The organism is Streptomyces sp. CAU 1734 (assembly GCF_039888735.1).
Lineage (GTDB): Bacteria > Actinomycetota > Actinomycetes > Streptomycetales > Streptomycetaceae > Streptomyces.
Window position 1 is genome coordinate 268,860 of record NZ_JBDQQP010000009.1, and the last position, 24,724, is coordinate 293,583.

Consider the following 24,724-nt stretch of genomic DNA (forward strand, 5'->3'; position numbering starts at 1 on the left):
GACGGCGGGGCCGGACCCTTCGACGGGTCCGGCCCCGCCGTCGTACGCGCTCAGCGTCTGAAGCCGGCCGGTTCCTCGGGCTCGGTCGTCGTGGTGGTCGTCGGGGTCGGCCGGCCGGTCGGGCTCTGGCTCACCGGCGGCTTCGCCGAGGACGGCGGCGGGGTCGGCGTGGCGGGCGGCTCGGTGGCCGGAGCGGACGACGACTGGCTGCTGCTCGGGGCGGACGGCTCCTGGGAGGCGCTCTTCGACGGCGTCTCCTCGGCCGTGGCGGTCGACGAAGCCGTCGGATCCGGCAGATCCCGCGCGGGCTCCTTGACCTTCAGATCGAAGCGGGCGTCCGCGTCGCCGCCGATCGCACCCGTGGTGTACGCCCTCCAGATGGCGGCCGGTACGCCACCGCCATTGGCGCGGCCCTCGTTGACCGTGTTGTTGAGGGTGACCTGGCGGCCGTCCTCCGGGTGCTCGCCGTACAGCGCGACCGCCGTGACCAGCTTGGGCGTGAATCCCACGTACCAGGCCGAGCGGTTGTTCTCGGAGGTGCCGGTCTTGCCGGCCGCGTCATAGGGGCCGGCCGCGGCCCGGCCGGTGCCGGTCGGCTTCTCCACCACACCCTCCAGGGCGGCGGTCACGGTGTCCGCGGTGTCCCGGTCGAGCACCTGCCCGCCGACCGACTTCACCGGCGCCACCTCGCGGAGCTGGTGCTCGGCGGATTTCACGATGGACGGCGTGACCTTCTTGCCGTGGTTGTCGAAGGTCGCGTAGACCCCCGCCATGTCCCAGGTGGAGGCGCCCATCGTGCCCAGCGACATGGCGGGCTGCTCCACCCACGTCGGCTCGTCCCGCATGCCCAGGTCGAGCGCGGTCTCCTTGGTCTCCTTCGGCCCGACGTCCACGATCATCTGCGCGTAGACGGAGTTGACGGAGCCCTCGGTGGCGCGGGCGACGGTGATCGGGCCGAAGCTGCGGTCGCCGTCGTTGCGGGGGTTGAAGGGGATGTCGCTGCCCTTGACCGGAGTCTTGGTGTCACCGTCGTAGACGGTGTTGAGATTGATCGGGCGGGCGTCCTGGGTCCGCGCCTCGTTCTCCAGGGCGGCGGCGAACACCACGGGCTTGAAGGTGGAGGCGGGCTGGTAGTCGCGGCGCGTGGCGTTGGAGAGCCAGTGCTCGGTGGCGCCGATTCCGCCGTACAGCGCGACGACCTCACCGGTCTCCGGGTCCACGGAGGTGGCCCCGGCCTGGACGGTGGCGTCCTTCTTGTCCGCCTTGCGGTCGAGCTTGGTCTCCAGCTCCCGGTCGACAGCCTTCTCCAGCGTCCGCTGCCGCTTCTTGTCGATGTTGAGGGTGATCGTCCAGCCGCCGGCCTTGATGTCCTCCTCGCTCACCCCCTGGCGGGCCAGCTCATTGTTGGCCGCCTCCACGAGATAGCCGATCTGGCCGGCCATGCCGGGCGCCGCCCTGGGGGCCCTGGGCTCGGGGAAGGTGAGGGGCTCGCGGGCGGACGCGTCCAGCCAGTTCTCCTCGACCATGTTGTCCAGGACGTAGTGCCAGCGCTCGGTGACCAGTTTCTTCCCGGTCGGCGAGGCTATCGCCCAGTCGTACTGGTTGGGGGCCTGGAGCAGCGCCGCGAGGTAGGCGCCCTGGGCGACGTTCAGCTTGGCGGCGTCGATGCCGTAGTACGCCTGGGCCGCGGCCTGGATGCCGTAGGCGCCGCGGCCGTAGTAGCTGGTGTTGATGTAACCGGCGAGGATTTCCTCCTTGCTCCGGTTCCCGTCCACCTTCAGCGAGATGACCAGCTCGCGGAGTTTGCGGCTGAGCGTCTGGTCCTGGTTCAGGTAGTAGTTCTTGACGTACTGCTGGGTGATCGTGGAGCCGCCCTGCTTGCCCTTGCCGGTGACGGTGTTGAACACACCGCGGGCCGTGCCCTTGAAGTCGATGCCGCTGTCCTGGAAGAACGTCTTGTTCTCCGCCGCGACGAAGGTGTCCCGGACCTGCTCGGGGATCTCCTCCAGCGGGATGATCTCCCGGTTGACCGTTCCGGTGCGGGTGAGGATCGAGCCGTCGCTGTACTTGTAGACATTGCTCTGGAGCTGCGCCTGGGCATTGGCCTTGGGCACCGGGACCATCAGATAGACGACATAGAACGCGCCCAGGGCGAGCAGGCAGAGGCCGAGGAAGGTGCCCAGCATCTTCTTCCAGGTGAAGAGGCGCCGTATGCCCTTGCGTTTCCTGGACTGGCGGGCATCGCGCGCCCGCTCCCGTCGCGCTTCCGCTCGGCCCATCGCTCGTTCCGCTCCGCTCTCGGTTCTCGGTCTCTGCCCGCCGGCCCGTTTCGCGCCGCGCCGTCGCCCGCCCGGCCGTTCCGCGGCGCGGTCCGGCCCTGTCACCGGGGACGCCTCGCGGCCGGCGTCATGTCTTCCGATGCCCTCCCCCTGCCGGAGGCAGCTCAGAAAACTAACACCGGCCGGTATGACAAAGATCCATCGATCCGGACTTTCCGGACGTGAGAATCAGCACCCCCCGCACTGGAACCGACTCCCGACGGGTGCACATGGTTGCGAGAGCGATTAATGTGTAATCACATTGCTAGCCAATGAGCGGCGCGGATCCGGCCGGATCCCTGTGTCATGGCCAAATCCGGTCTCATGACACGTGTCCGCGCAGAGAACGAGTGCGGCCGAGGAAGGCCGCACACCCGCGCACATCCCTGCGCGGGTACGGAGAAGAGCGGGGGAACCACATGTCTGCGAGCACCACCAAGGCGGCGGTCCAGGACATACCGGCGATGCCGGAGCCGAGAGTCCGCGAGTTCGCGGCCCACAGCATCGGCGGCGGGCTCGCCCTGCTGCTCGGGCTGGGCGGGCTGGGCGCCGGGGTGGCGCTGATCGTCCTCGGCGGCATCGCCGAGTCCGGCGGCGCCAAGGCGGCCGGGATCGTCGGCGGAATCATCGTGATCCTCGCCGCGACCTTCGCCATGTGCGGGCTGAACATGGTCGCGCCGGGCGAGGCCCGGGTGGTCCAGCTCTTCGGCCGGTACCGGGGCACCATCCGCGCCGACGGCCTGCGCTATGTCAATCCGCTCACCTCGCGGGCGAAGATCTCCACCCGGGTGCGCAACCACGAGACGCCCGTCATGAAGGTCAACGACGCCTACGGCAACCCGATCGAGCTGGCCGCCGTGGTGGTCTGGAAGGTCGAGGACACCGCACAGGCCCTCTTCGAGGTGGACGACTTCCTGGAGTTCGTCTCCACCCAGACCGAGGCGGCCGTCCGGCACATCGCCATCGAGTACCCCTACGACGCCCATGACGAGGACGGTCTCTCGCTGCGCGGCAACGCCGAGGAGATCACCGAGAAGCTCGCGGACGAGCTGCGGCTGCGGGTCGAGGCGGCGGGTGTGAACATCATCGAGTCCCGCTTCACCCACCTCGCGTACGCCCCCGAGATCGCCTCCGCCATGCTCCAGCGCCAGCAGGCGGGCGCGGTGGTCGCCGCCCGGCGGCTGATCGTGGACGGCGCGGTCGGCATGGTCGAGGAGGCCATCGACCGGATAACGGAACGCGACATCGTCGAACTGGACACGGAGCGGAAGGCCGCGATGGTCTCCAATCTGCTGGTGGTGCTCTGTGGCGACCGCTCGGCGCAGCCGGTGCTGAACACGGGCACGCTCTACCAGTGACACCCCCCTCCGAGCGCAAACAGGTACTGCTGCGGCTGGACCCCGTGGTCCACGAGGCACTGGCCCGGTGGGCGTCGGACGAGCTGCGCAGCGCGAACGCGCAGATCGAGTTCCTGCTGCGGCGGGCGCTGGCGGAGGCCGGACGCCTGCCGGGCGGGGTGGCCCCGATCGCCAGACGGGGCCGGCCGCCGAGGGAGCCGCGCGCCGGGGCCGAATCCGGGGGCGCATCCGGGCCCGGCCCGGCGGACGGGGGCGGGCCGGGCGGCCCGCCCGGCCCCGATGACGCGGAGGCCTCGGAGACCGCGGACTGACGGCGGATGACAGAGGTGCGGCCCACCCGGCGGTGCACGGGCGGGCCGCACCGCGTCCGGGGTCGTACGAGCGGGCCGCGCCGCGTCCCGGGTCCGTACACACGGGCCGTCCCGGATCCCCGGTCCGTACACACGGGCCGCGCGGTCCGCCCGCCGCCGCATACACAGAACGTATACACACCGCGTACAGTGCTGAGCATGTCCATCGGTCACACCCTCCTCGCGCTCCTGGAGTCCGGACCGCGCCACGGCTACGACCTGAAGCGCGCCTTCGACGAGAAGTTCGGTCACGACCGGCCGCTGCACTACGGGCAGGTCTACTCGACCATGTCCCGGCTGCTGAAGAACGGCCTGGTCGAGGTCGACGGGCTGGAGGCGGGCGGCGGTCCCGAGCGCAAGCGCTACGCCATCACCGAGGCCGGGATCACCGATGTCGAGCGCTGGCTGGCGCAGCCGGAGAAACCCGAGCCGTATCTCCAGTCCACGCTCTACACCAAGGTCGTGCTCGCGCTGCTCACCGAGCGCAGCGCCGCCGATCTGCTCGACACCCAGCGGACCGAGCATCTGCGGATGATGCGCGCCCTCACCGAGCGCAAGCGCGGCGGCGACCTCGCGGACCAGCTCATCTGCGACCACGCCCTGTTCCATCTGGAGGCGGATCTGCGCTGGCTGGAGCTGACCTCCGCGCGGCTCGGCAGGCTGGCGCAGGAGCTCAGGGGTACGGACACGGCGGCACCGGCGCGCGGCCGGGAGGACGGCGGAGCATGATCCCCGCCGGTTCCCTCCTCGTCGCCGAGGATCTGCACAAGACGTACGGCCGGAGCGCCGCCCTCGACGGCGCCTCCTTCTCGATCCACCCCGGTGAGGTGGTCGCGGTCCTCGGCCCCTCCGGGTCCGGGAAGTCGACCCTGCTGCACTGCCTCGCCGGCATCGTCACCCCGGACTCGGGCCGGATCACCTACGACGGCCGCGATCTCACCGCCATGACGGACGCGGAGCGCAGCGCCCTGCGCCGCACCGAATTCGGCTTTGTCTTCCAGTTCGGCCAGCTCGTGCCCGAACTGACCTGTACGGAGAATGTCGCCCTGCCGCTCCGGCTCGCCGGGGTCCGGCGCCGGGCCGCCGAGCGGACCGCCCTGGAGTGGATGGAGCGGCTGGAGGTCGCGGACACCGGTGACCAGCGGCCCGGTGAGGTCTCCGGCGGTCAGGGCCAGCGGGTCGCGGTCGCCCGGTCGCTGGTCACCTCGCCGCGGGTGGTCTTCGCCGACGAGCCGACCGGTGCCCTGGACTCCTACAGCGGCGAGCGGGTGATGGAGCTGCTGACGGAGGCCGCCCGCTCCGCCAACACCGCCGTCGTACTGGTCACCCATGAGCCCAGGGTCGCCGCCTACTCGGACCGGGACATCATCGTGCGCGACGGGCGGACCCGAGACCCGGACCACACCCTGTGACGCTGCTCTCCGAGAACCGCGACCGGCGCGACGGTCTGCGCGGCCCGCCCGCCGCACCCGCGCCGTCCGGCCGGTGGCCGCGGTCCTGGGGCCGTGATCTCGCGCTCGGGATCCGGTTCGGGATCCGCGGCGGCCGGGAGGGCTGGATCCGCACCTCGCTCGCCGGGCTCGGCGTCGGGCTGGGGGTGACGCTGCTGCTGCTCGCCGCGTCCGTACCGCAGATCATCGAACGGCAGGACGCCCGGCTGGCGGACCGAACCCCCGCGGGGCTCGGCCTCGGGGAACGCGTTCCCCCCACCGCGTCCAGCGTGGTGGTCGCGGACACCGGCACCGTCTACCAGAACCTCAGGGTGACGGGGACCCTGATCCGCGCGGACGGGCCGGACCCCGTCCTGCCGCCCGGTGTCGACCGGCTTCCCGGGCCGGGCGAGATGGTGGTCTCCCCCGGTCTGGCGGAGCTCCTCGCCGGCCCCGGGGGCGAGCGGCTGGCGGCCCGGCTCGATGCCCGGGTGACCGGCACCGTCGGGGACGCGGGCCTGCTCGATCCGGGCGAGTACCTCTACTACAAGGGCAGCGGGTCGCTGAAGGTCGGGCAGAACACCTACCGCACCGACGGCTTCGGCGCGGAGACCGTCGGAATCGGCGAGATCGATCCGGTTCTCCATGTGCTGGGCTGGCTGATCTGCGTCGTTCTCCTCGTCCCGGTCTCCGTCTTCATCGCCACCGCCGTGCGTTTCGGCGGCGAGCGCCGGGACCGCAGACTGGCCGCGCTCCGGCTGATCGGCGCCGGCATCGGGTCCACCCGCCGGATCGCGGCCGGGGAGGCGCTCTGCGGGACGGTGCTGGGGCTGCTCATCGGCGGAGTCCTCTTCGCCGCGGCACGGCTGTTCGCCGGGTCGGTACGGATCTGGGATCTCAGCGCCTTCCCCTCGGACGTGGTCCCGGTGCCCGGGCTCGCCGTGCTGACCGCGGTGGCCGTGCCGGTGCTGTCGGTGCTGGTCACCGTCTTCTCGATGCGCGCGCTGACGATCGAGCCGCTGGGGGTCAGCCGGAACGCCCGTCCCCGCCGGCGCCGGCTCTGGTGGCGGCTGCTGCTGCCCGTGGCCGGTGTGGTGCTGCTGCTCGGCACGGACATGGTCTCCGACACCGGGGACGCGGTGCCGGCCGGCCCGATCCGGCTGACCGCCGGTGCGGTGCTGATCCTGCTCGGGGTCTCGGCGCTGCTGCCGTGGCTGGTCCAGGCGGTGGTGAACCGGCTGCGCGGCGGCCCGGTCTCCTGGCAGCTGGCGATCCGCGGAATCCAGCTCAGAAGTGACGCCGCGGCCCGCGCGGTGAGCGGGATCATGGTGGCCGTGGCCGGGGTGATCGCCCTCCAGATGGTCTTCGCCGGAATGCTGGCCGACTTCCGCGAGGCCCAGAAGCGTTCCCCGGCCTGGGGCAAGATCCAGGTCTCCGCCCCCGCTCCGGAGAGCTCGCTGGTGGAGCGGATGGAGCGGGAGTTCGGCCGGACTCCGGGGGTGCGTGATGTGGTCGTCACGATCGAGTCGTCGGCGCAGCGCCCGCCGTCCGCGGTGCCGGACGACCGCCCGAGGATGACCCATCTGGGGATCGCCGGCTGTCCGGCCCTGCGGAAGCTGCTGCGCCTCGCCTCCTGCGCGGACGGCGACGTCTTCGTGGCGCACACCGGCGAGAAGTGGGAGGACGAGTGGGTCGACGAGATCGCCCGCAAGGGCGAGGAGATCATGATCGACTCCTTCGGTCCGCGGCCGTGGCGGTGGACCCTGCCCGCGGACACCGAGACGGTGCGCACCATCGGCCGCTCCACGCCCTGGGGTCAGGCAGGCGTGTTCGCGACACCCGGGGCGATCTCCCCGGAGCGGGTGTCCGACGGCAACACCACCGCGACGATCCATGTGGACGGGGATGATCCGCTGATCCACGACCGGGTGCGCGACGCGGCGGCCAGGATCGGTCCCGCCCTGTCGTCGTGGTCGATGGAGTCCTCCGAGCGCGACCGGCAGTACGCGAGCATGCAGACCGGGCTGCGCGCGGGGATGACCGGCACCCTGGCGCTGATCGCGGCCTCGATGCTGATCTCCCAGACCGAGCAGCTCAGGGACCGGCGGCGGCTGCTGTCGGCGCTGATGGCCTTCGGCACCCGGCGTTCCACACTGGCCTGGTCGCTGCTGTGGCAGTCGGCGGTGCCGGTGGTCCTCGGCACGGTGGTCGCGGTGGCCGGCGGGCTGACCCTGGGATCGGTGATTCTGCGGCTGCTCGAGAAGAAGGTCGCCGACTGGTGGCTCTTCCTCCCGGTCGCGGGTACGACGGCGGCGATGATCCTGCTGGTCACGGCCTTGAGCCTGCCGCCGCTGCGGCGGATGACCCAGCCGGACGGACTGCGGTCGGAGTAGTCCCGGACGGATACGGGGAGGTCAGCGCGGCCGGTCCGGTACGCGCACGGAGACGTCGGCGCGGCCGGTCCGGCACGCGCACGGAGACGTCAGCGAGACCGCTCCAGTACGCGTACGGGGAGCGGGCGCAGCGCCTCCCGGAGGGCGTCGGCGAACTCCTCGAACTCCCCCTGCCGGGCCGCGCCGGTGCGCATCGCGAGGGCGATCCGCCGGGTGGGCGCGGGGTCCGCGAAGTATCCGGTGCGCAGCCCGCCGCCGCGTCCGGTCTCCACCGCCACGGCGGTGCGCGGCAGCAGGGTGACCCCGAGTCCGCCCGCCACCAGCTGGACGAGAGTGGCGAGTCCGGCGGCGGTGGTGGTCACCGGGATCCCGTCGGCACGGCCCGCCTCGCGGCAGATGTCGAGTGCCTGGTCCCGCAGGCAGTGTCCTTCGTCGAGCAGCAGCAGCGGCAGCTCGCGCAGTGCCTCGCGGGGCAGGTCGTCGCGTCCGCCGAGCGGGTGGCCGGCCGGGGTGACCAGCACGAAGTCCTCGTCGAAGAGTTCGAGCTCGGTGACGCCGGGGACGCCGAGGGGCACCGCGAGGAGCAGCAGATCGAGCCGCCCCGAGGTCAGTCCGTCGATGAGCGAGGAGGTCTGTTCCTCGTGGACCTGGATGTCGAGCTCCGGATAGCTGCCGTGGACCAGGTGGAGCACCTTGGGCAGCAGATAGGGCGCGACGGTGGGGATGACACCGAGCCGGAGCACTCCGGTGAAGGGGGCGAGGACCGCCTCGGCCTCCTCCATCAGATCGCCGACCGCGTCCAGCACGGCCTTGGCCCGGACGGCGAGCCGCTCCCCGGCCGGCGAGAGCAGCACCTTGCGGGTGGTCCGTTCCAGCAGCTGTACGCCGAGGACGTCCTCCAGCGCGGAGACGGCGCCGGAGAGCGCGGGCTGGCTCATGCCGATGGCCGCCGCTGCGTCCCGGAAGTGCAGATGCTCGGCGACGGCGGCGAAGGCGCGCAGCTGCACGATGCTGGGCTGTCTGCCCCGGCTCATTCCGCTCATGGATACTTCCTCCGATCGGAATGTCTGATTCCCAGCATAGGAGCACGGGCGGGACCCGCCGGGACCCGCCCGTACCGGCCGGGGCATCCGGTCAGGAGCCGGCGGGCGGGGTTTCGCGCTCCGGGGTCTCGTACAGGGCGGCCGTGCCGGTGACCCGGATCCCGGCCGCGTCTCCCGGGCGGACGGCGGGCGGGCCGGGGACGCGGACGGTGACCGGTGTGCCGGCGCCCGGGACATCCACCAGGACCAGGGCGTCATGGCCGTGGAAGCGGACCTCCGTCACCGTGCCGGGGACGGCGTCCGCGGCGGTCGGCGAGGTGAGCCGGAGCTGTTCGGGGCGGAGCACGACCGTGCCCTCGCGGCGTCCGCCGGCCGCCGGACCGGTCAGCGGGATCCGGCCGAGGGCGGTCGTCGCCCCGTCGCCGCCGGCGGTCGCGGCCAGTACGACCGCCTCGCCCACGAAGGAGGCCACCCAGGCGTCGGCGGGCCGGTCGTAGAGCTCCTGCGGGGTGCCGGACTGCACCACCTCGCCGCCGCGCATGACGGCGATCCGGTCGGCGGTCGACAGCGCCTCCTCCTGGTCGTGGGTGACCAGGACGGCGGTGGTCCCGGCGGCCCGCAGCGCGGCGCGGATGTCCGAGCGCAGGCCCGCGCGGAGTCCGCTGTCGAGTGCGTTGAAGGGCTCGTCGAGCAGCACCAGCGCGGGGCGGGGGGCGAGCGCGCGGGCGAGCGCCACCCGCTGCTGCTGGCCGCCGGAGAGCTCGTGCGGCATCCGGTCGCCGAGGTCGCCGAGACCGACCAGGGCGAGGAGTTCGGCGGTGCGCGCCCGGCGTTCGGCGCGGCCGGTGCCCGCGAGGCCGAAGGCCACATTGCGGGCGACGCTCAGATGCGGGAAGAGCGCGCCCTCCTGGGCCATGATGCCGATGCCCCGGCGCTCCGGCGGCAGCCGCACCCCCGGCCCGGTGACGACGCGCCCGCCGACCGCGATCTCGCCCGCGTCGGGGGTGAGGAAGCCCGCGATGATCCGCAGCAGGGTCGTCTTGCCGCAGCCGGAGGGGCCGAGCAGGGCGGCGAGTTCCCCTTGCGGGACGGTGAGGCCGAGCCGGTCGAGCACGGGTGCGCCGCGCCCGTACGAGCTGCTCACCCCGGTCACCCGGAGTCCGGGCACGAGTCCGCCGAGGTGGGTCATGAGCGCCTTCCGAGCAGATAGGAGGGGACAGCGGCGAGCAGGACGATGGCCGCCGCGTACGGTGCGGCACCGGCGAAGGCGCCCGCGCCGGTCTCGGTCCACAGCCGGGTCGCGAGGGTGTCGGTTCCGGTGGGGCGGAGCAGCAGGGTGGCCGGCAGCTCCTTCATGATCACCACAAAGGTGAGCGCGGCGCCCGCGCCGATGCCGGGCGCGGCGAGCGGGACGGTGATCTCGCGCAGCACCCGCAGCGGTGACCGGCCGAGCGAGCGGGCGACCTCCTCCAGGACGGGCGGGGCCTGGAGGACGGCGGCGCGGGCGGAGGCGACCGCGACGGGGAGGAAGAGCACCGCGTAGGCGGCGATGAGGAGCGGGAGTTCCTGGTAGAGCGGGTAGGCGTAGCGGACCGAGAAGAAGACCAGGGCGAGCCCGACGGTGATCCCGGGCACGGCGTGACCCGCCCAGACGGACTGTTCGAGCAGCCGGGCGGCGCGGCCCCGGTGGCGGGCGGAGAGCACTCCGACGGGCAGCGCGAGCAGGGTGGTGACGGCGGCTCCGGCGGCGGCGAGCAGCAGGGTGGCCGAGGCCGCGTCCAGGAGCCGCTGCGGGTCCCGGTCCGCGGAGGTGCCGATGGTGAGCCAGTAGCCGAGGGTGGCCAGCGGGAAGGCCACGGTGACGGCGGCGACGCCGGCGCACCAGGCCAGGGCGGGGGCGGTCAGCGCGCCGAGCCGCAGCCGGACCGGGGGGCGGGCACTGCCCCGTCCGGTACGGGAGTGTCCGGCGCGGCCCCGGGTGCGGTTCTCCGCCAGGACCAGCAGCACGGTGAGGGTGACCAGGACACAGCCGAGCACGGCGGCGGGGGTGCGGTCGAAACTGGCCTGGTAGGAGCTGTGGATGGCGCGGGTGAAGGTGTCGTAGCGGGTGATCGACACGGATCCGAAGTCGGAGAGGACATAGAGCGCGACCAGGATCGAGCCGCCGGCCGCGGCGGGCCGCAGCTGGGGTGCGGTGACCTTCACGAAGGTGCGGACCGGGCCGGCGCCGAGCGAGCGGGCGGCTTCCTCCTGGGCGGGGTCGACACCGCGCAGGGCGGCGGCCACCGGCAGGAAGACATAGGGGAAGCAGGCGCAGGTGAGGGTGATCGCGGCGCCGGTGAAGCCGGCCAGCGACGGCACGGCGGAGATCCAGGTGAAGGCGGCGACATAGCTGGGCACGGCGAGCGGGAGGGTCGCCAGCACCGCCCAGACCCCGCGTCCGGGCAGATCGGTGCGGACGGTCAGCCAGGCGAGCGAGACTCCGAGCACCAGCGACGCGGCGACCACGACGGCGGCCAGCCGGAGGCTGTTGCCGAGGAGTTCGAGGGTGCGGGCCTCGGTGGCGATCTCCCAGGCATGGGCCCAGCCGTGCTCCATGGCGCGCACGCCGAGGTAGCCGAGCGGCAGCAGGGCCAGCAGGGCCGCGGCGCCGGCGGGGAGCAGCAGGACCAGGGGCGGCATGCGCCGGCGCCCGGCCGGCGCGGGGAGCGCGCGGGCCGGGCGGGCGGAACGGATTCTCGTCATGGGGAGGTGACGGAGCGGGATCCGGGTGGGATCAGACCATCCCGGCTTCCTTGAGGAGCTCCAGGGTCTTCTGGAGGGACTCCAGCTTGCCGAGGTCGATCTCGGGGGCCTGGAGGGAGTCGAGCGCCGGGAGGTCCTTGACGGAGCTGGTGACTCCGGCGGCCAGCGGGTACTCCTTGGTCTCGTCGGCGAAGTAGCTCTGGGCCTCGGCGGAGAGCAGGTAGTCCACGGCCTTCTCGGCGGCCTCGCCCTGGCCGCCGTTCTTCAGCACACCGACACCGGCGGCGTTGATGAGCGCGCCCGGGTCGCCGCCCGGCAGGAAGTGGATCTTCGCCTTGACCTTGTCGGCGCCGAGCTCGGCGACCTTCTCGTACCAGTAGTAGTGGTTGATCAGGCCGAGGGAGACCTCGCCCTTGTCGACCGCGTCCAGGACGACGCCGTTCTTGGCGTAGGGCTTGGCGTTGGCCTTGAGGCCCTTCAGCCACGTGAGGGTGGCCTCGTCGCCCTCGATCACGCGCATGCCGGTGACGAAGGCCTGGAAGGAGGCGTTGGTGGGCGCGTAGCCGACCTTGCCCTTCCACTCCGGCTTCACCAGGTCGTGGATGCTGTCCGGCGCCTTCTCGGTCTTGTCGGGGTTGTAGGCGATGACGCGGGAGCGGCCGGAGACGCCGACCCAGTCGCCCTCGCCGCCGCGGAAGGCGGGGTCGACCTTCTCCAGGGACTTCTGCGGCAGCTTCGCCAGCAGGCCGGCCTGGGAGAGCGCGCCGAGGGCACCGGCGTCCTGGGAGAAGAAGAGACCGGCCTTGGTGCGGTCGCCCTCCTCCAGGATCTGGGCGGCGAGCTCGGCGGAGTCGCCGTAGCGGACCTCGACCTTCGTCCCGGTGGCCTTCTCCAGCTTGGCGAGGATCGGGGAGATGAGCTCCTCGTTGCGGCCGGAGTAGATGACGAGCTCGGACGCGCCCTTGGGCTTGTCCGCCTTCTTCTCCGCCGTCTTCTTCTCGTCCTTGTCGCCTCCGCAGGCGGCGAGGACGGGTATCAGCATGGCGGCCGCGGCGAGCGCGGCGGTACGGCGGACGATCGGGCGTGACATCGGGATGCCTCCTGGTGGAACCCGCTGCCGTTGCCGTCTGCGTCGGATGTTGCGGGGAACTGGGGGTGCGTGAACGCCCCTATAGGTATGGGAAGGCTCGCCTAAGTGTCAAGAATCAGCCAAATGACCATACGCAGGATGGCGAGACGCCTCGTCCCGGCTGTAATAGATCATTGCAGTTCAGAAGCATTACGGAGGATTTAATTCCGGTACGGATGATGGGGCTATTGCCTATTTTCAGCCACCTTTCGCGCCGCCGCCGCACGGCTTTCCCGAAGCCGCCGGCCACCCGCCGGTATGACCAGCGCCACGCCCGCGGGGCCGGGCGCGGGGTGCGGAAGAGGCGCCCGGCCGGTGATCCACCGGGGAGCACCGGCGGCCCGCACCCCCCGGGCGTCAGCCCTTCATCGCCACCACCTGCCGGGCCCGCTCATCGAGCTCCCGGACCGCCCGCACCCGGCGGTAGGGGCCGATGCGGCGCCGCATCCGCTCGAAGTGCTCGTCGCCGCGCGCCGTCGACAGCACGCAGTAGTCGTCCAGGAAATCGCCCCAGGTCGCGCAGGCCTCCTCGACGTGCCCGTACTCGAACTGCCGCTGCGCCAGTACGGCATTGAAGTGGAGCCGCCCCTGCCGCTCCCGCGCCGGCTGCGCGCGGATCGACGCCTTCACGGCCTTGATCGATCCGGCGAGATCACGCCCCTCGTAGAGCACATGGGCCACCTGGAACTGATACGCGGAGTGGTTGTACCCCCCGACGGAATCACGCCGTGAATCCGCCTTCCCCAGCGCCGCCTCGGCCTGGGCGAGATGGGCGAAGGCGGTCCGCCGGTCCCCCACCATGGCGGCGGCATGCGCCTGCTGCCCCCGGAGGAAGGCGACCAGCCGCGGCCCGGCGGCGGGCGCGGCCTCGGCCGCGGAATCGGCGAGCTCCAGCGCCTTGGGGCCGTGGCGCAGGCTGGTCGCCTGGAGGCTCATCCCGCGCAGCGTCCGGCAGTACGCCAGATGGTCCTGGGCCTCGCGGGCCAGCCGCAGCGCCTGGACGCAGTACCCCTGGCCGACGCCGTGCGCCCGCTCGTACATCGCCATCCACCCGGTGAGATAGGTGAGATCGGCGGCGGCCGAGAGCATGTCGCGGTGCACCTCCGGGGGCGCGGCGGCCTTCAGATATCCGGCGACGGTGTTGACCAGGAAGGCGGCGGCCATCGGGCGGGCATGTCCGCCGCCCAGCTCGTCCAGGATGTCGGCGACCTTGTCCGTCATCCGCCGCACGGTCTCGACCTCGCCCTGCCCGATCCGGACGGTGGGCCTGGCCGCCCTGACGGCCCGCCCGCCGTCCTCGGCGCGGGCCGTGTCGGCGAAGAGCGGCACCGCCAGCACCGCGGAGTAGACCCCGGCCGCCACGACCCCGCGCCGGGACGGATCCATGTCCGCCCTGCCCAGCGTGAGCAGGGACTCCACCGCGTCACAGCCGTCCCGCCCCGCCTGCGCGGCGGGCCGCCGGAGCCCGGCCTCCGCATAGGAGACCGGGCGCCGGAGTCTGCGCTGGAACGCCTCCACGATCAGCGGCCGGGCCTTCTCGTGCGGCTGTGCGCCGCGCACCCAGTGCGCCACCGACGACTGGCCGTACGTCAGCGCTATTCCGGCCTCGGCGCCCAGCCGGTTCACCACCTGAGCCAGCTTCGACTCCGACCATTGCGCCTGACCAAGGAGGTTCTTGAGCCCCGTGTTGCGCTGATTCTGCGAAGTGTGAGTCACATCAACTCCCCGCGAATTCATGGGATTCATACTGTGCTCTCCCCTTCAACGGTACCGGTCCCGCATCGCACGCGGTTATCTCTGCACATGCCGCTCTCAACGCGCCCGGGGCGCGCGGGGATACGCGGGCGCGGAATGCCGGGAGGGCCGAACATTGCATCGAATCGACATCTCGTTCCTTCCCGATCCGATACATGTTCAGCACATGCGGAGACTCGCGGTCGCGGTCTGCCGCCACAACGGGCTCGACGAGCCCGAGGTGATCGATTCCGTACGGCTGGTGGTCACCGAGATCATCACCAATGCGATCGTGCACGGCGAGGGGCACGACATCCGATTCACCATGATCTGCGACCCGCCGACCGAGGTCGTGGTGGAAGTCGACGACCATGCCATGGGAATACCCGTGCTGAAAGTGTCGGATATCGAGGACGAACAGGGGCGGGGGCTCTTTCTGATCGACGCGCTGTCGAGCGCCTGGGGCCGCAAGGGCACGGCCACCTGGTGCGTGATCCCGGCCCGCACCGGCGCCCCGCGCCCCGCCCGCCGGGGCTCGTCGCCGCCCCGCCTCCCCTGCCCCCGCCGGGGCGAAGGACCCCCGCCGGCCGCCTGACATCCCCCGGCGAATCCGGGACCGGCAAAGCCGTATTCGGGCACCCCGGGGCACGGAATATTCGCGTCCGCATATTGCCGCCGACCCGCGCCGGGACCCGTCCGCCGCCCCTCCGGAATCACCCGGCTCCCGTGTACGCCGCCGAATGCCCGTCGGATACCCGATCGGCACCGCGCGCACGTTCGAAAGCGCTTCCCGGATTGCGGCGGCCGAAGGAGAAGCCGCCCGCGCGAATCGGAGCCGGACCCGGGCGCGGCACCTCCGATTCCGGTACGGAAAGAAATGGGGCCGCCGCCCCGGATATCCCGTGCGGCGGCCGGCCGGCGCAGCCCGGTCGCGCCCGGCATTCCGGGGAACGGTGTGCGGCCCGCGAGGGCCCGCGCCGCGCACCGCGCCCGGTCTACGCTCGGCACCATGACCAACTCCGAGCCCGCCGTACCGGCCAGCCCCGGGCATGTCGTCCTGACCACCACCGCGAACAGCGAGGAGAAGGCCGCCGCCCTCGCCGAGGCGGCCGTCGGCGAACGGCTGGCCGCCTGTGCGCAGATCCACCCCGTCGCCTCCGTCTACCGCTGGGAGGGCGAGGTGGAGCACGAACGGGAGTGGCGCATCGACTTCAAGACACGCGGCGAGCTGACCCGGGCGCTCTCCGCCTTCATCACGGAACGCCACGACTACAAGACCCCGGAGATCATCGCGGTTCCCGTGGTGGCGGGCTCGGCGGCCTATCTCTCCTGGCTGACGGCGGAGACGGCGCAGCCCGTCACAGGTGAGCGGCGGCGCGCACATTCGGTCGATTGATAGGCGCAGCGAATCACACTGACCCGATTGATCGATTTCACCGGAGATCACCTCTGTGACAGGGTGGATTTGTCCAGCCCCTCATGCATCCCTGGAGTAACACCGTGCTCACTGTCGGCGACCAGTTCCCCACCTTCGAGCTCACTGCCTGCGTCTCCCTGGAGACCGGCAAGGAGTTCGAGGTCATCAACCACAAGTCCTACGAGGGCAAGTGGAAGGTCGTCTTCGCGTGGCCGAAGGACTTCACCTTCGTCTGCCCGACCGAGATCGCCGCGTTCGGCAAGCTGAACGACGAGTTCGCCGACCGTGACGCCCAGGTCCTCGGCTTCTCGGGTGACTCCGAGTTCGTGCACCACGCCTGGCGCAAGGACCACGCCGACCTGCGTGACCTGCCCTTCCCGATGCTGGCCGACTCCAAGCACGAGCTGATGCGCGACCTCGGCATCGAGGGTGCGGACGGCTTCGCGCAGCGCGCCGTCTTCATCGTCGACCCGAACAACGAGATCCAGTTCACCATGGTGACCGCCGGATCCGTCGGCCGTAACCCCAAGGAGGTCCTCCGGGTCCTCGACGCCCTCCAGACGGACGAGCTGTGCCCGTGCAACTGGACCAAGGGCGAGACCACCCTGGACCCGGTCGCGCTGCTGGCCGGTGAGTGACCCATGGCCCTCGACACGCTGAAGTCCGCCATACCGGACTACGCCAAGGACCTGAAGCTCAACCTGGGCTCGGTCATCGGCAACAATGACAAGCTCTCGCAGCAGCAGCTGTGGGGCACCGTCCTCGCCACCGCGATCGCGTCGCGCAGCGCCATCGTGCTGCGGGAGCTGGAGCCCGAGGCGAAGGCGAACCTGTCGCCCGAGGCGTACACCGCCGCCAAGGCCGCCGCCGCCGTGATGGCGATGAACAACGTCTTCTACCGGACGCGCCATCTGCTCTCCGACCCGGAGTACGGCACGCTCCGTGCCGGGCTGCGGATGAACGTCATCGGCAACCCGGGCGTGGAGAAGGTCGACTTCGAGCTGTGGTCGCTCGCCGTCTCCGCCGTCAACGGCTGCGGCCAGTGCCTCGACTCGCACGAGCAGGTGCTCCGCAAGGCCGGCGTGGACCGCGAGACGATCCAGGAGTCGTTCAAGATCGCGGCCGTGGTGACGGCCGTGGGCGCCACCCTCGACGCCGAGGCCGCGCTCGCGCAGTAGAGCGGTACAGGATGGACGAGAGCCCCGCCGGTCGGCCGACCGGCGGGGCTCTCGTCCATCCGTGCTGCCGTCAATCCGTTCTGTCGTCACCCTTCAGCCGGGTCATCAGCGACCGCAGATCCGCCAGCAGGGGCTCCCGGACCCCGGTGAGATCCGCCGGCTTCCCCCTGGCCCGGGAGCTCATGAGACCGCCCTGATGGAGCTCCAGCTCGAAGACCGCCTGGCCGTCGAGCACCCGCAGCTTCCCGCCGCCGTCACCCCAGCTGTGGCCGAGCGTCCGCTCGCCGAGCCCGTCGATCCGCTCCAGCAGGGCGCTGTCGCCGTCGAGCGCCATCTCGGTGAGTACGGCCGCCTCGAACTCCGGGCCGGGGTCGGTCTTCTTGTGCAGGGTGTACATCAAGGAGAGGCTCGGCCCGTCGAAGTCCGGGCTCGTCACGATGGCGGGAAAGCTGTACCAGCAGGTCGCCGTGTCACGCGCCTCGTGCTTCCGGCTCCTCGGCTGATTGTCCACGGCCTCGCCGAGAATCGCCGTCAGCCCCTTCATCGGGGCCTCCAGACACAGATTCCCGGTGGACCGGTAGCCGCCGGGATCCGGATCACCCGCGTCGTACACCGAGATGCCGCCCGCCCAGACCGCCGAGGCCACCACCGCTCCACCGAGCGCCCACAGCCAGCGGACCCGGGCCGGAGCGGGTTCCGGGTCGAGGACGAAGCCGGCATCGGGGTCGAAGTCGATCAGATCCGGCTCGCGCCGCGCGCCGGGGAGCTGTGGCGGCCCGGCGGACCCACCGTCCGCGCCGATCAGTTCCGGTTCGGATATCACCGTTGTTCCTCTGTCTCGTCGTCGATCCGCGCCGCCGGGGAGGCACCCACCGCGGTCGCGCCGTGCGGGCGGGGGGTTCCGCGCAGGGCCTGTTCCCTCCCGTACGCGCGGAGGTAGCCGACGACCGTATTGGTGACGGCGACCAGCGGCACCGCCACCACCGCGCCGCCGATACCGGCGGTCATCCCGCCCACCGCGACCGAGAGCACCACCGCGAGGGGATGCACCCGGACCGCGCGGCCCAGGATGAAGGGCTGGAGCACATGGCCCTCGATCTGCTGGACGGCGAGCACCACGATCAGCACCATCAGCGCGGTGAACACGCCCTGGGTGACCAGGGCGACGACCACCGCGAGGGCGCCCGAGATGACCGCGCCGACCAGCGGGATGAAGGCGAAGAGGAAGATGAAGACGGCGAGCGGCACCGCCATCGGGACATCGAGGAACCAGATGCCCAGGCCGATGAAGATGGCGTCGATCAGGGCCACGAGGACCGTGCCGCGCACATAGGCGGTGAGGGTGCGCCAGGCGCGCGGGCCCGCTCCGGCGACGCCCTCGCGGGCCTGGGCCGGGACGAGCTTGAGGGTCCACTGCCAGATGCGCTTCCCGTCGTGGAGCAGGAAGAGCGTGGAGAACATCGCCAGCAGTATCCCGGTCAGCACCTCCACCATCACGGTGACGCCTTGGAGCCCGGCGCTGGTGATCTCCTCGGTGTTGGTGCCGATGGTGTCGCTGAGATTCTGCGCGATGTCGTTGATCTGGCTCTCGGTGACATGGAAGGGGCTGTCGAGCAGCCAGCGCTTCAGCTCCTCGATACCGTCCCTGACCCGGTCGGAGAGATCGCCGATGTTCTCCAGGACCTGCCAGACGACGAACCAGCCGACCAGGCCCATCACCACGAATCCGGCGATGGCGGTGACCGCGGTGGCGAGCCCGTGCGGCAGACCGGCGCGGCGCAGCCGGGCCACGGTGGGCTGGAGCAGTGCGGTGATCAGCAGGGCGGCGAAGAAGGCCAGCACCACGAGCTGAACGGCGCTGATGACCCGCATCAGCACCCAGAGCATGCCCGCCAGCACCAGCAGCCGCCAGGCCGCCTCGGCGGCGACCCGCATGCCCCAGGGGATGGCGGCGACCGGGTCGGGACGGGGCAGGACATCGGGGGCGTAGTCGGGCGGCGGCGGGACGCTTCTGGGGGTGGCTGATTCCGTGTCCCGCTCCCGGCCGTTTCCGGCCGTCATCCCGGCGTCGCGGTCCTCGCGCTCGTCCTGCTCCTCGCGGCGCTCGTCCAGGCGTTCGGAGAACTTCGCGAGCCGCCCGCCCGCGTCCGCCCTCAGCCGGGTGAACCACCCTGGCAGTCGTGACATGTGACTTCCTCTTCCCCCATTGCTCCCCCGGGGACTTCTCGGAGTCCCGGACCGCTGACGCTACACGGGCGGACGCGACGGAGCCTCACACCATGGGGACGGTGTGAGGCTCCGGGGAGTTGAGCGGTATGACTAGTACCAGTTGTTGCCCTGCCAGAAGGTCCATGCCTCGCACGGGCTGCCGTAGCGCTCGTTCATGTACTTCAGGCCCCACTTGATCTGCGTCGCGGGGTTGGTCCGCCAGTCGGCGCCGACCGAGGACATCTTCGAGCCGGGCAGCGCCTGCATCAGGCCGTACGCGCCCGAGGACGGGTTCACGGCCTTGTAGTTCCAGGTCGATTCCTTCTGCACGATGGTGCTGAAGCACTGGAACTGACCGGCGGGGATGATCGACCGGGCGAGGGCCTGGACCTCGGCGACGGTGTACGAGGACTTGCCGCCCATGTTGGCGACGTCGCGGGCGGCTTCGCGGCTGGCGCGCTCGGCCTTCCGCTTCTCCTCGGCCTTGCGCTCCGCCTTGGCCTTCGCCTCGGCGGCGGCCTTCTTCTCCTTGGCGTTCTCCGCGGCCTGGAGACGGGCGGATTCCTCCGCCGCCTTGCGGGCGGCCGAGTCCGCGGCGGCGGCCTGGGCGTCGGCCTGCTCCGTCAGAGAGGCGACCTGGGCCTGCTGGCCCAGGGGGATTTCCGCGAGGAGGGTCGCGTCGGAGGCGGCCGTCTCAAGGGTGTCGCTCGACGACTGGGGGTTGCCGGAGGCGACTCCCACAACAGCTCCGACGGTGGTGACCGCGGTGGCTGACGCCACGGCGAACCCCCGGACCGAGATCCGGCTCACACGCTTTCCTTCCAGCATCGTCCGCACAGGTGACCCCGCGGACGAATCGCGCCCCTGGCACTGGCCTCCACTGCAATGGGTCACAGGAGGCACTGGCCCGTGGTCAACTCCCGGAGGAGCGGCCGGTCACAGCCGGCGGGCGGCACACGACGTCGGTTCTTGAGTTGTTCAATGACGCGGTGCACCACGGATGGTGCGGGTGTGTCGTGTGCGGGGCCTGACGGAAGCAAGACTTTGCCGGACCGGCACACCGCAAGGCAATTCTCTGTTGCGTGGGATAGGTCACACCCGGTTGGGTCAAGGAGTTTTGACCAACCTCCCCCACAACACGGCGCCGCCCCACTACGCTGCTGCGCTCGCGGGGCGGCGTACAACACTCCGTTTCCGTGCTAAATCTGTCCCTCTTCCAGCATTTCGGTCACCAGTGCGGCGATCTGCGAGCGCTCGGAGCGGTTGAGGGTGACATGCGCGAAGAGCGGATGCCCCTTCAGCTTCTCGACCACGGCGACGACTCCGTCGTACCTGCCGACGCGCAGATTGTCCCGCTGGGCCACATCGTGGGTGAGCACCACCCGCGAGTTGGCCCCGATCCGGGAGAGCACCGTCAGCAGCACATTCCGCTCCAGCGACTGTGCCTCGTCGACGATGACGAAGGCGTCGTGCAGCGAACGGCCGCGGATATGGGTGAGCGGCAGGACTTCGAGCATGCCGCGCCCGAGCACCTCCTCGATCACCTCGCGGCCCGCCACGGCGGAGAGGGTGTCGAAGACGGCCTGCGCCCAGGGGCTCATCTTCTCGGCCTCGGTGCCGGGGAGATAGCCGAGCTCCTGGCCGCCCACCGCGTACAGCGGGCGGAAGACCATCACCTTCTGGTGCTGCCTGCGCTCCAGTACGGCTTCGAGCCCGGCGCAGAGCGCGAGTGCCGACTTGCCGGTGCCGGCCCGGCCGCCGAGGGAGACGATGCCGACGTCGGGGTCGAGCAGCAGATCGAGACCGATGCGCTGTTCGGCGCTGCGGCCGTGGATGCCGAACGCCTCCCGGTCGCCGCGGACCAGCCTGACCTGGCCGTCCGGGGTGACCCTGCCGAGCGCCTTGCCGCGCTCGGACTGGAGGACCAGACCCGTGTGGACGGGGAGTTCGGCGGCCTCCGGGACATACAGCCGCTCCTCGGTGTAGAGGAGGTCCACCTGTTCGGCGGAGAGCGAGAGCTCCGCCATCCCCGTCCAGCCGGAGTCGGTGATGGCGAGCTCGGCCCGGTACTCCTCGGCGAGGAGACCGACCGCCGACGCCTTGATCCGCAGTGGCAGATCCTTGGAGACGACGGTGACGTCATACCCCTCGGCCTGGAGATTTCTCGCCACCGCCAGGATCCGCGAGTCGTTGTCCCCCAGCCTGAATCCGGCGGGCAGGACCCCCGGATCGGAGTGGTTGAGTTCGACGCGGAGCGTGCCGCCGAGATCGCCCAGGGCGATGGGGTCGTCGAGACGTCCGTACCGGACACGGAAGTCGTCCAGCAGGCGCAGCGCCTGTCGGGCGAAGTAGCCGAGTTCCGGATGGTGCCTCTTGGCCTCCAGTTCCGTGATGACCACGATCGGGAGCACGACTTCGTGCTCCTCGAAACGGGTCAGGGCGTTCGGGTCGGCCAGCAGAACGCTGGTGTCGAGAACATAAGTGCGCCTGTCGGGCATCCGGCGCTTGGTGCTGTTCACCACGGAAGGACGTACCCCCTCGGATGAGGTCGGCGGTGCGACGCCGTCGCGGGCCAGAGAGTCCACCTGCCAGGGTGCGGCAGGGGACCTCCCCGCCTGGGGCGGGGGAAGGACCGGGCTTCAGGCCACGATGCGCGGGCCGAGCACCGGCCCTCCGCGTGGTCCGCACGGGGGGTGCGTTCCGTCGTGTGCAAAGGGCCTCCCGGGTGAGCGGAAACGGCCGCTCACTGAGATACGACGTTCGTGGATCGGACGTCGACCTGGAAGGGATATGCCCTCGAACACCCGTCACCATGCCGGAACGAGCCACGACACCTGGATGAACAGCGTGTGACCGGGTGGTGTGACCGGCTGTTCATCAGGTGTACGGGGGGGCGGGAGGGGCGGGAAGGCGCTTCCGCGATGGGGTGTGATGCCCCGTAATACGTGTGATGACGCGTGACGGTCCCGCGATCGGGCGGGGGCGGGGCGCGGGTGCCCCCGGGGTTCAGCTTCCGTAACGCCGGTGCCGGGCCGCGTAGTCGCGCAGGGCGCGCAGGAAGTCGACCTTGCGGAAGGCGGGCCAGAAGACCTCGCAGAAGTAGTACTCGGAGTGCGCGCTCTGCCAGAGCATGAAGCCCGACAGCCGCTGCTCCCCGCTGGTGCGGATGACAAGATCCGGGTCGGGCTGGCCCCGGGTGTAGAGGTGTTCGGAGATGTGCTCGACATCGATGATCTCGGCCAGCTCCTCGAAGCTGGTTCCCCGGTCCGCGTGTTCCAGCAGCAGGGAGCGGACCGCGTCGGCGATCTCCTGCCGGCCGCCGTAGCCGACCGCGACATTGACGATTATTCCGGTGTGCCCGTGGGTGGCCTCTTGGGCCTCCTTGAGCACGGTCTGGGTGCGGGCGGGGAGGAGATCGAGGGTGCCCACGTGGTTGACGCGCCAGCGGCCGTCCGACGCGAGGGCGCGGACCGCGTCCTCGATGATGCCGAGGAGGGGGATCAGCTCCACATCGGGGCGGTCCAGGTTGTCGGTGGAGAGCATCCAGAGCGTGACGACCTCGACATCGGTCTCCGCGCACCAGCCGAGCAGCTCCTGGATCTTGCTGGCACCGGCCTTGTGGCCCGCCTCGGGGGTGCTGCCGGCGGCCCTGGCCCAGCGGCGGTTGCCGTCGAGGATGACTCCGATGTGCTTGGGCACCTGGGTGTGGTCCAGTCGGCCTTCCACCCGGCGTGCGTAGAGCCTGTACACCAGGTCACGCAGGTTCACGGAGTCCACCTCTCGGTTCTGTCGGCTCGCCGCCCCGGGCGCCGGGGACGCCGGTGCCATGGCGGGGTTCGCCGGGTTCGTGGTCCAGGGGGTGTGGTGCCGGGGTGCTGCGGCCGGCCGGGGTCCGGCGGCGCGGCGCCGGAAGCGGCGCCCGCCGTGCGGCGATGCTCCGCGCCATGCGGAATCCCCTGAGATCGCCACACTACTGCGCACGGGGCGCGGCGGCCCAACCCGGTCTGTCACAAGTCCGTGATAAGAGGGATCTGTGACTGATTCCTCTTACCACCGCGCCTCACCCGACCGCTACGACTCGATGGAGTACCGCCGCAGCGGGCGCTCCGGCCTCCGCCTCCCGGCGGTCTCGCTGGGTCTGTGGCACAACTTCGGCGACGACCGCACCCTTGATTCCCAGCGCGCGATCCTGCGCCGCGCCTTCGATCTGGGGGTGACCCACTTCGATCTGGCGAACAACTACGGGCCCCCGCCCGGTTCGGCCGAGCTGAATTTCGGGAAGATCTTCGCCCAGGACTTCGCCCCGTACCGCGATGAGCTGATCATCTCCACCAAGGCCGGGTATCTGATGCACCCCGGTCCCTACGGCGAATGGGGCTCGCGCAAGTATCTGCTCTCCTCCCTGGACGCCTCGCTGAAGCGGATGGGCCTGGAGTACGTCGACATCTTCTACTCCCACCGCTTCGACCCGGACACTCCGCTGGAGGAGACGATGGGCGCGCTGGCCTCGGCGGTGCGGCAGGGGAAGGCGCTGTACGCGGGTGTCTCCTCGTACAACGCCGAGCAGACGGCGGAGGCGGCCCGGCTGCTGCGGGAGATGGGCGTACCGGCACTGATCCACCAGCCGTCCTATTCGATGATCAACCGCTGGATCGAGGACGACGGGCTGCTCGACACGCTGGAGCGGGAGGGGATGGGCTGCATCTCCTTCGTCCCGCTGGCCCAGGGCCTGCTCACCAACAAGTATCTGAACGGCATTCCGGAGGGCTCCCGGGCCACTCAGGGGAAGTCGCTGGACCCGGCGCTGCTCTCGGGCGAGGTCGTGCGCCGGCTGAACGGACTCAACGACATCGCGGCGGCCCGCGGGCAGTCGCTGGCGCAGCTGGCGCTGAGCTGGGTGCTGCGGGACTCCCGGATGACCTCCGCGCTGATCGGCGCGTCGAGCGTGCGCCAGCTGGAGGAGAACATCGCGGCTCTGGCGGCTGCCCCGCTGAGCGCGGCGGAGCTGAAGGAGATCGACACCCTGGCCGTGGACACGGCGGGGGCGAACATCTGGGCCGACCGGGGCTGAGCGCCGCCGGTGTCCCCCCGGGGGGGGCTCCCCCGGGCCGGGAAATGAAAACCGGGCCGGTCCGTGGGGGGGGGATACGGACCGGCCCGAGGGGGGGTTTCCACCATAACGCGAGACCGGCGCCCGCGCGCGTCACCGGTGCGGGGGCCGCGTGTCGCCGGTGCCGGGCGGCCCGGCGCGGTGGCCGGCCGGCCTGCCGCCGCACCACCGCCGGGCCCGGGAGCAGGGGCTTTCCCCGGATCCGGGGGCGGTGTGCGGCGGCCTCACTCACGGGTGAACGCGAAGGGGGGCGCGAGGTTGACACGCCGGGGAGCGGCATCCGGGTGACGGGGTCGGGAGCGGCGTCGAGC

Annotated in this window: 21 protein-coding genes; 10 read left to right on the forward strand and 11 right to left on the reverse strand. The window is 71.2% G+C overall.

All coding sequences use genetic code 11. The annotated features are described in order from the left end of the window. Positions 1–50: 50 nt before the first annotated feature. The gene (locus AAFN69_RS19310; protein WP_347729799.1) at positions 51–2,279 is read right to left on the reverse strand and encodes a transglycosylase domain-containing protein; all 2,229 of its coding nucleotides are present in this window, start codon (positions 2,277–2,279) and stop codon (positions 51–53) included. Positions 2,280–2,737: 458 nt separating this feature from the next. Here AAFN69_RS19310 and AAFN69_RS19315 point away from each other — a divergent pair, with 458 nt between their 5' ends. From AAFN69_RS19315 to AAFN69_RS19335, 5 genes are all read left to right on the forward strand, one after another. Beyond that, positions 2,738–3,676, forward strand: a complete 939-nt coding sequence (locus AAFN69_RS19315; RefSeq protein ID WP_347729800.1) for an SPFH domain-containing protein — start codon at positions 2,738–2,740, stop codon at positions 3,674–3,676. Further along, complete coding sequence (locus AAFN69_RS19320) at positions 3,673–3,987, forward strand: hypothetical protein (protein WP_347729801.1); 315 nt, start codon at positions 3,673–3,675, stop codon at positions 3,985–3,987. The genes AAFN69_RS19315 and AAFN69_RS19320 overlap by 4 nt, the downstream gene beginning before the upstream one ends. Positions 3,988–4,185: 198 nt before the next feature. Next, positions 4,186–4,755: a PadR family transcriptional regulator gene (locus AAFN69_RS19325; protein WP_347729802.1), complete on the forward strand. Its 570-nt coding sequence runs from the start codon at positions 4,186–4,188 to the stop codon at positions 4,753–4,755. Beyond that, positions 4,752–5,438: an ABC transporter ATP-binding protein gene (locus AAFN69_RS19330; protein ID WP_347729803.1), complete on the forward strand. Its 687-nt coding sequence runs from the start codon at positions 4,752–4,754 to the stop codon at positions 5,436–5,438. The genes AAFN69_RS19325 and AAFN69_RS19330 overlap by 4 nt, the downstream gene beginning before the upstream one ends. Further along, a complete protein-coding gene (locus AAFN69_RS19335) occupies positions 5,435–7,849 on the forward strand; it encodes an FtsX-like permease family protein (RefSeq protein WP_347729804.1) in 2,415 nt (804 codons plus the stop codon). The genes AAFN69_RS19330 and AAFN69_RS19335 overlap by 4 nt, the downstream gene beginning before the upstream one ends. A gap of 89 nt (positions 7,850–7,938) precedes the next feature. Here AAFN69_RS19335 and AAFN69_RS19340 read toward each other — a convergent pair whose 3' ends face one another. The 5 genes from AAFN69_RS19340 to AAFN69_RS19360 all read right to left on the reverse strand — a co-directional run bounded on the left by AAFN69_RS19340 (position 7,939) and on the right by AAFN69_RS19360 (position 14,503). Then, positions 7,939–8,892 (reverse strand): LysR substrate-binding domain-containing protein, encoded by a 954-nt coding sequence (locus tag AAFN69_RS19340; protein ID WP_347729805.1) that lies wholly within the window; start codon positions 8,890–8,892, stop codon positions 7,939–7,941. A gap of 91 nt (positions 8,893–8,983) precedes the next feature. Beyond that, complete coding sequence (locus AAFN69_RS19345; protein ID WP_347729922.1) at positions 8,984–10,060, reverse strand: ABC transporter ATP-binding protein; 1,077 nt, start codon at positions 10,058–10,060, stop codon at positions 8,984–8,986. A 17-nt stretch (positions 10,061–10,077) separates the two neighbouring features. Then, the gene (locus tag AAFN69_RS19350) at positions 10,078–11,637 is read right to left on the reverse strand and encodes an iron ABC transporter permease (protein ID WP_347729806.1); all 1,560 of its coding nucleotides are present in this window, start codon (positions 11,635–11,637) and stop codon (positions 10,078–10,080) included. A 31-nt stretch (positions 11,638–11,668) separates the two neighbouring features. After that, positions 11,669–12,727, reverse strand: coding sequence for an iron ABC transporter substrate-binding protein (locus AAFN69_RS19355; RefSeq protein WP_347729807.1), 1,059 nt, complete (start codon positions 12,725–12,727; stop codon positions 11,669–11,671). A 396-nt stretch (positions 12,728–13,123) separates the two neighbouring features. Next, positions 13,124–14,503 carry a hypothetical protein gene (locus AAFN69_RS19360; RefSeq protein WP_347729808.1) on the reverse strand — a complete coding sequence of 460 codons (1,380 nt, stop codon included), beginning with the start codon at positions 14,501–14,503 and terminating at the stop codon, positions 13,124–13,126. Here AAFN69_RS19360 and AAFN69_RS19365 point away from each other — a divergent pair. The 4 genes from AAFN69_RS19365 (at position 14,502) to AAFN69_RS19380 (ending at position 17,095) form a co-directional block, all read left to right on the forward strand. Then, complete coding sequence (locus AAFN69_RS19365; RefSeq protein ID WP_347729809.1) at positions 14,502–15,095, forward strand: ATP-binding protein; 594 nt, start codon at positions 14,502–14,504, stop codon at positions 15,093–15,095. The genes AAFN69_RS19360 and AAFN69_RS19365 overlap by 2 nt on opposite strands. Positions 15,096–15,509: 414 nt before the next feature. Next, positions 15,510–15,896: a divalent-cation tolerance protein CutA gene (gene cutA, locus AAFN69_RS19370; protein WP_347729810.1), complete on the forward strand. Its 387-nt coding sequence runs from the start codon at positions 15,510–15,512 to the stop codon at positions 15,894–15,896. A gap of 104 nt (positions 15,897–16,000) precedes the next feature. Next, positions 16,001–16,555 carry a peroxiredoxin gene (locus tag AAFN69_RS19375; RefSeq protein ID WP_347729811.1) on the forward strand — a complete coding sequence of 185 codons (555 nt, stop codon included), beginning with the start codon at positions 16,001–16,003 and terminating at the stop codon, positions 16,553–16,555. A 3-nt stretch (positions 16,556–16,558) separates the two neighbouring features. Then, positions 16,559–17,095, forward strand: a complete 537-nt coding sequence (locus tag AAFN69_RS19380; RefSeq protein ID WP_347729812.1) for an alkyl hydroperoxide reductase — start codon at positions 16,559–16,561, stop codon at positions 17,093–17,095. A 70-nt stretch (positions 17,096–17,165) separates the two neighbouring features. Here the strand turns inward: AAFN69_RS19380 and AAFN69_RS19385 are convergent, their stop codons facing one another. From AAFN69_RS19385 to AAFN69_RS19405, 5 genes are all read right to left on the reverse strand, one after another. Continuing rightward, positions 17,166–17,918 (reverse strand): hypothetical protein, encoded by a 753-nt coding sequence (locus AAFN69_RS19385; protein WP_347729813.1) that lies wholly within the window; start codon positions 17,916–17,918, stop codon positions 17,166–17,168. Then, positions 17,915–19,282, reverse strand: a complete 1,368-nt coding sequence (locus AAFN69_RS19390) for an AI-2E family transporter (RefSeq protein WP_347729814.1) — start codon at positions 19,280–19,282, stop codon at positions 17,915–17,917. The genes AAFN69_RS19385 and AAFN69_RS19390 overlap by 4 nt, the downstream gene beginning before the upstream one ends. A 132-nt stretch (positions 19,283–19,414) precedes the next feature. Next, positions 19,415–20,131 (reverse strand): transglycosylase SLT domain-containing protein, encoded by a 717-nt coding sequence (locus tag AAFN69_RS19395; protein WP_347729815.1) that lies wholly within the window; start codon positions 20,129–20,131, stop codon positions 19,415–19,417. A gap of 371 nt (positions 20,132–20,502) precedes the next feature. Further along, on the reverse strand, positions 20,503–21,825 hold the full coding sequence (locus AAFN69_RS19400; protein ID WP_347729816.1) for a PhoH family protein: 1,323 nt from the start codon (positions 21,823–21,825) through the stop codon (positions 20,503–20,505). Positions 21,826–22,309: 484 nt separating this feature from the next. Then, entirely contained in the window at positions 22,310–23,071 is a 762-nt protein-coding gene (locus AAFN69_RS19405; protein ID WP_347729817.1) for an isoprenyl transferase, read from the reverse strand. Positions 23,072–23,336: 265 nt separating this feature from the next. On the opposite strand from AAFN69_RS19405, the gene mgrA reads away from it, so the two are divergent. Further along, entirely contained in the window at positions 23,337–24,374 is a 1,038-nt protein-coding gene (gene mgrA, locus AAFN69_RS19410) for an L-glyceraldehyde 3-phosphate reductase (RefSeq protein WP_347729818.1), read from the forward strand. Positions 24,375–24,724 lie beyond the last annotated feature (350 nt).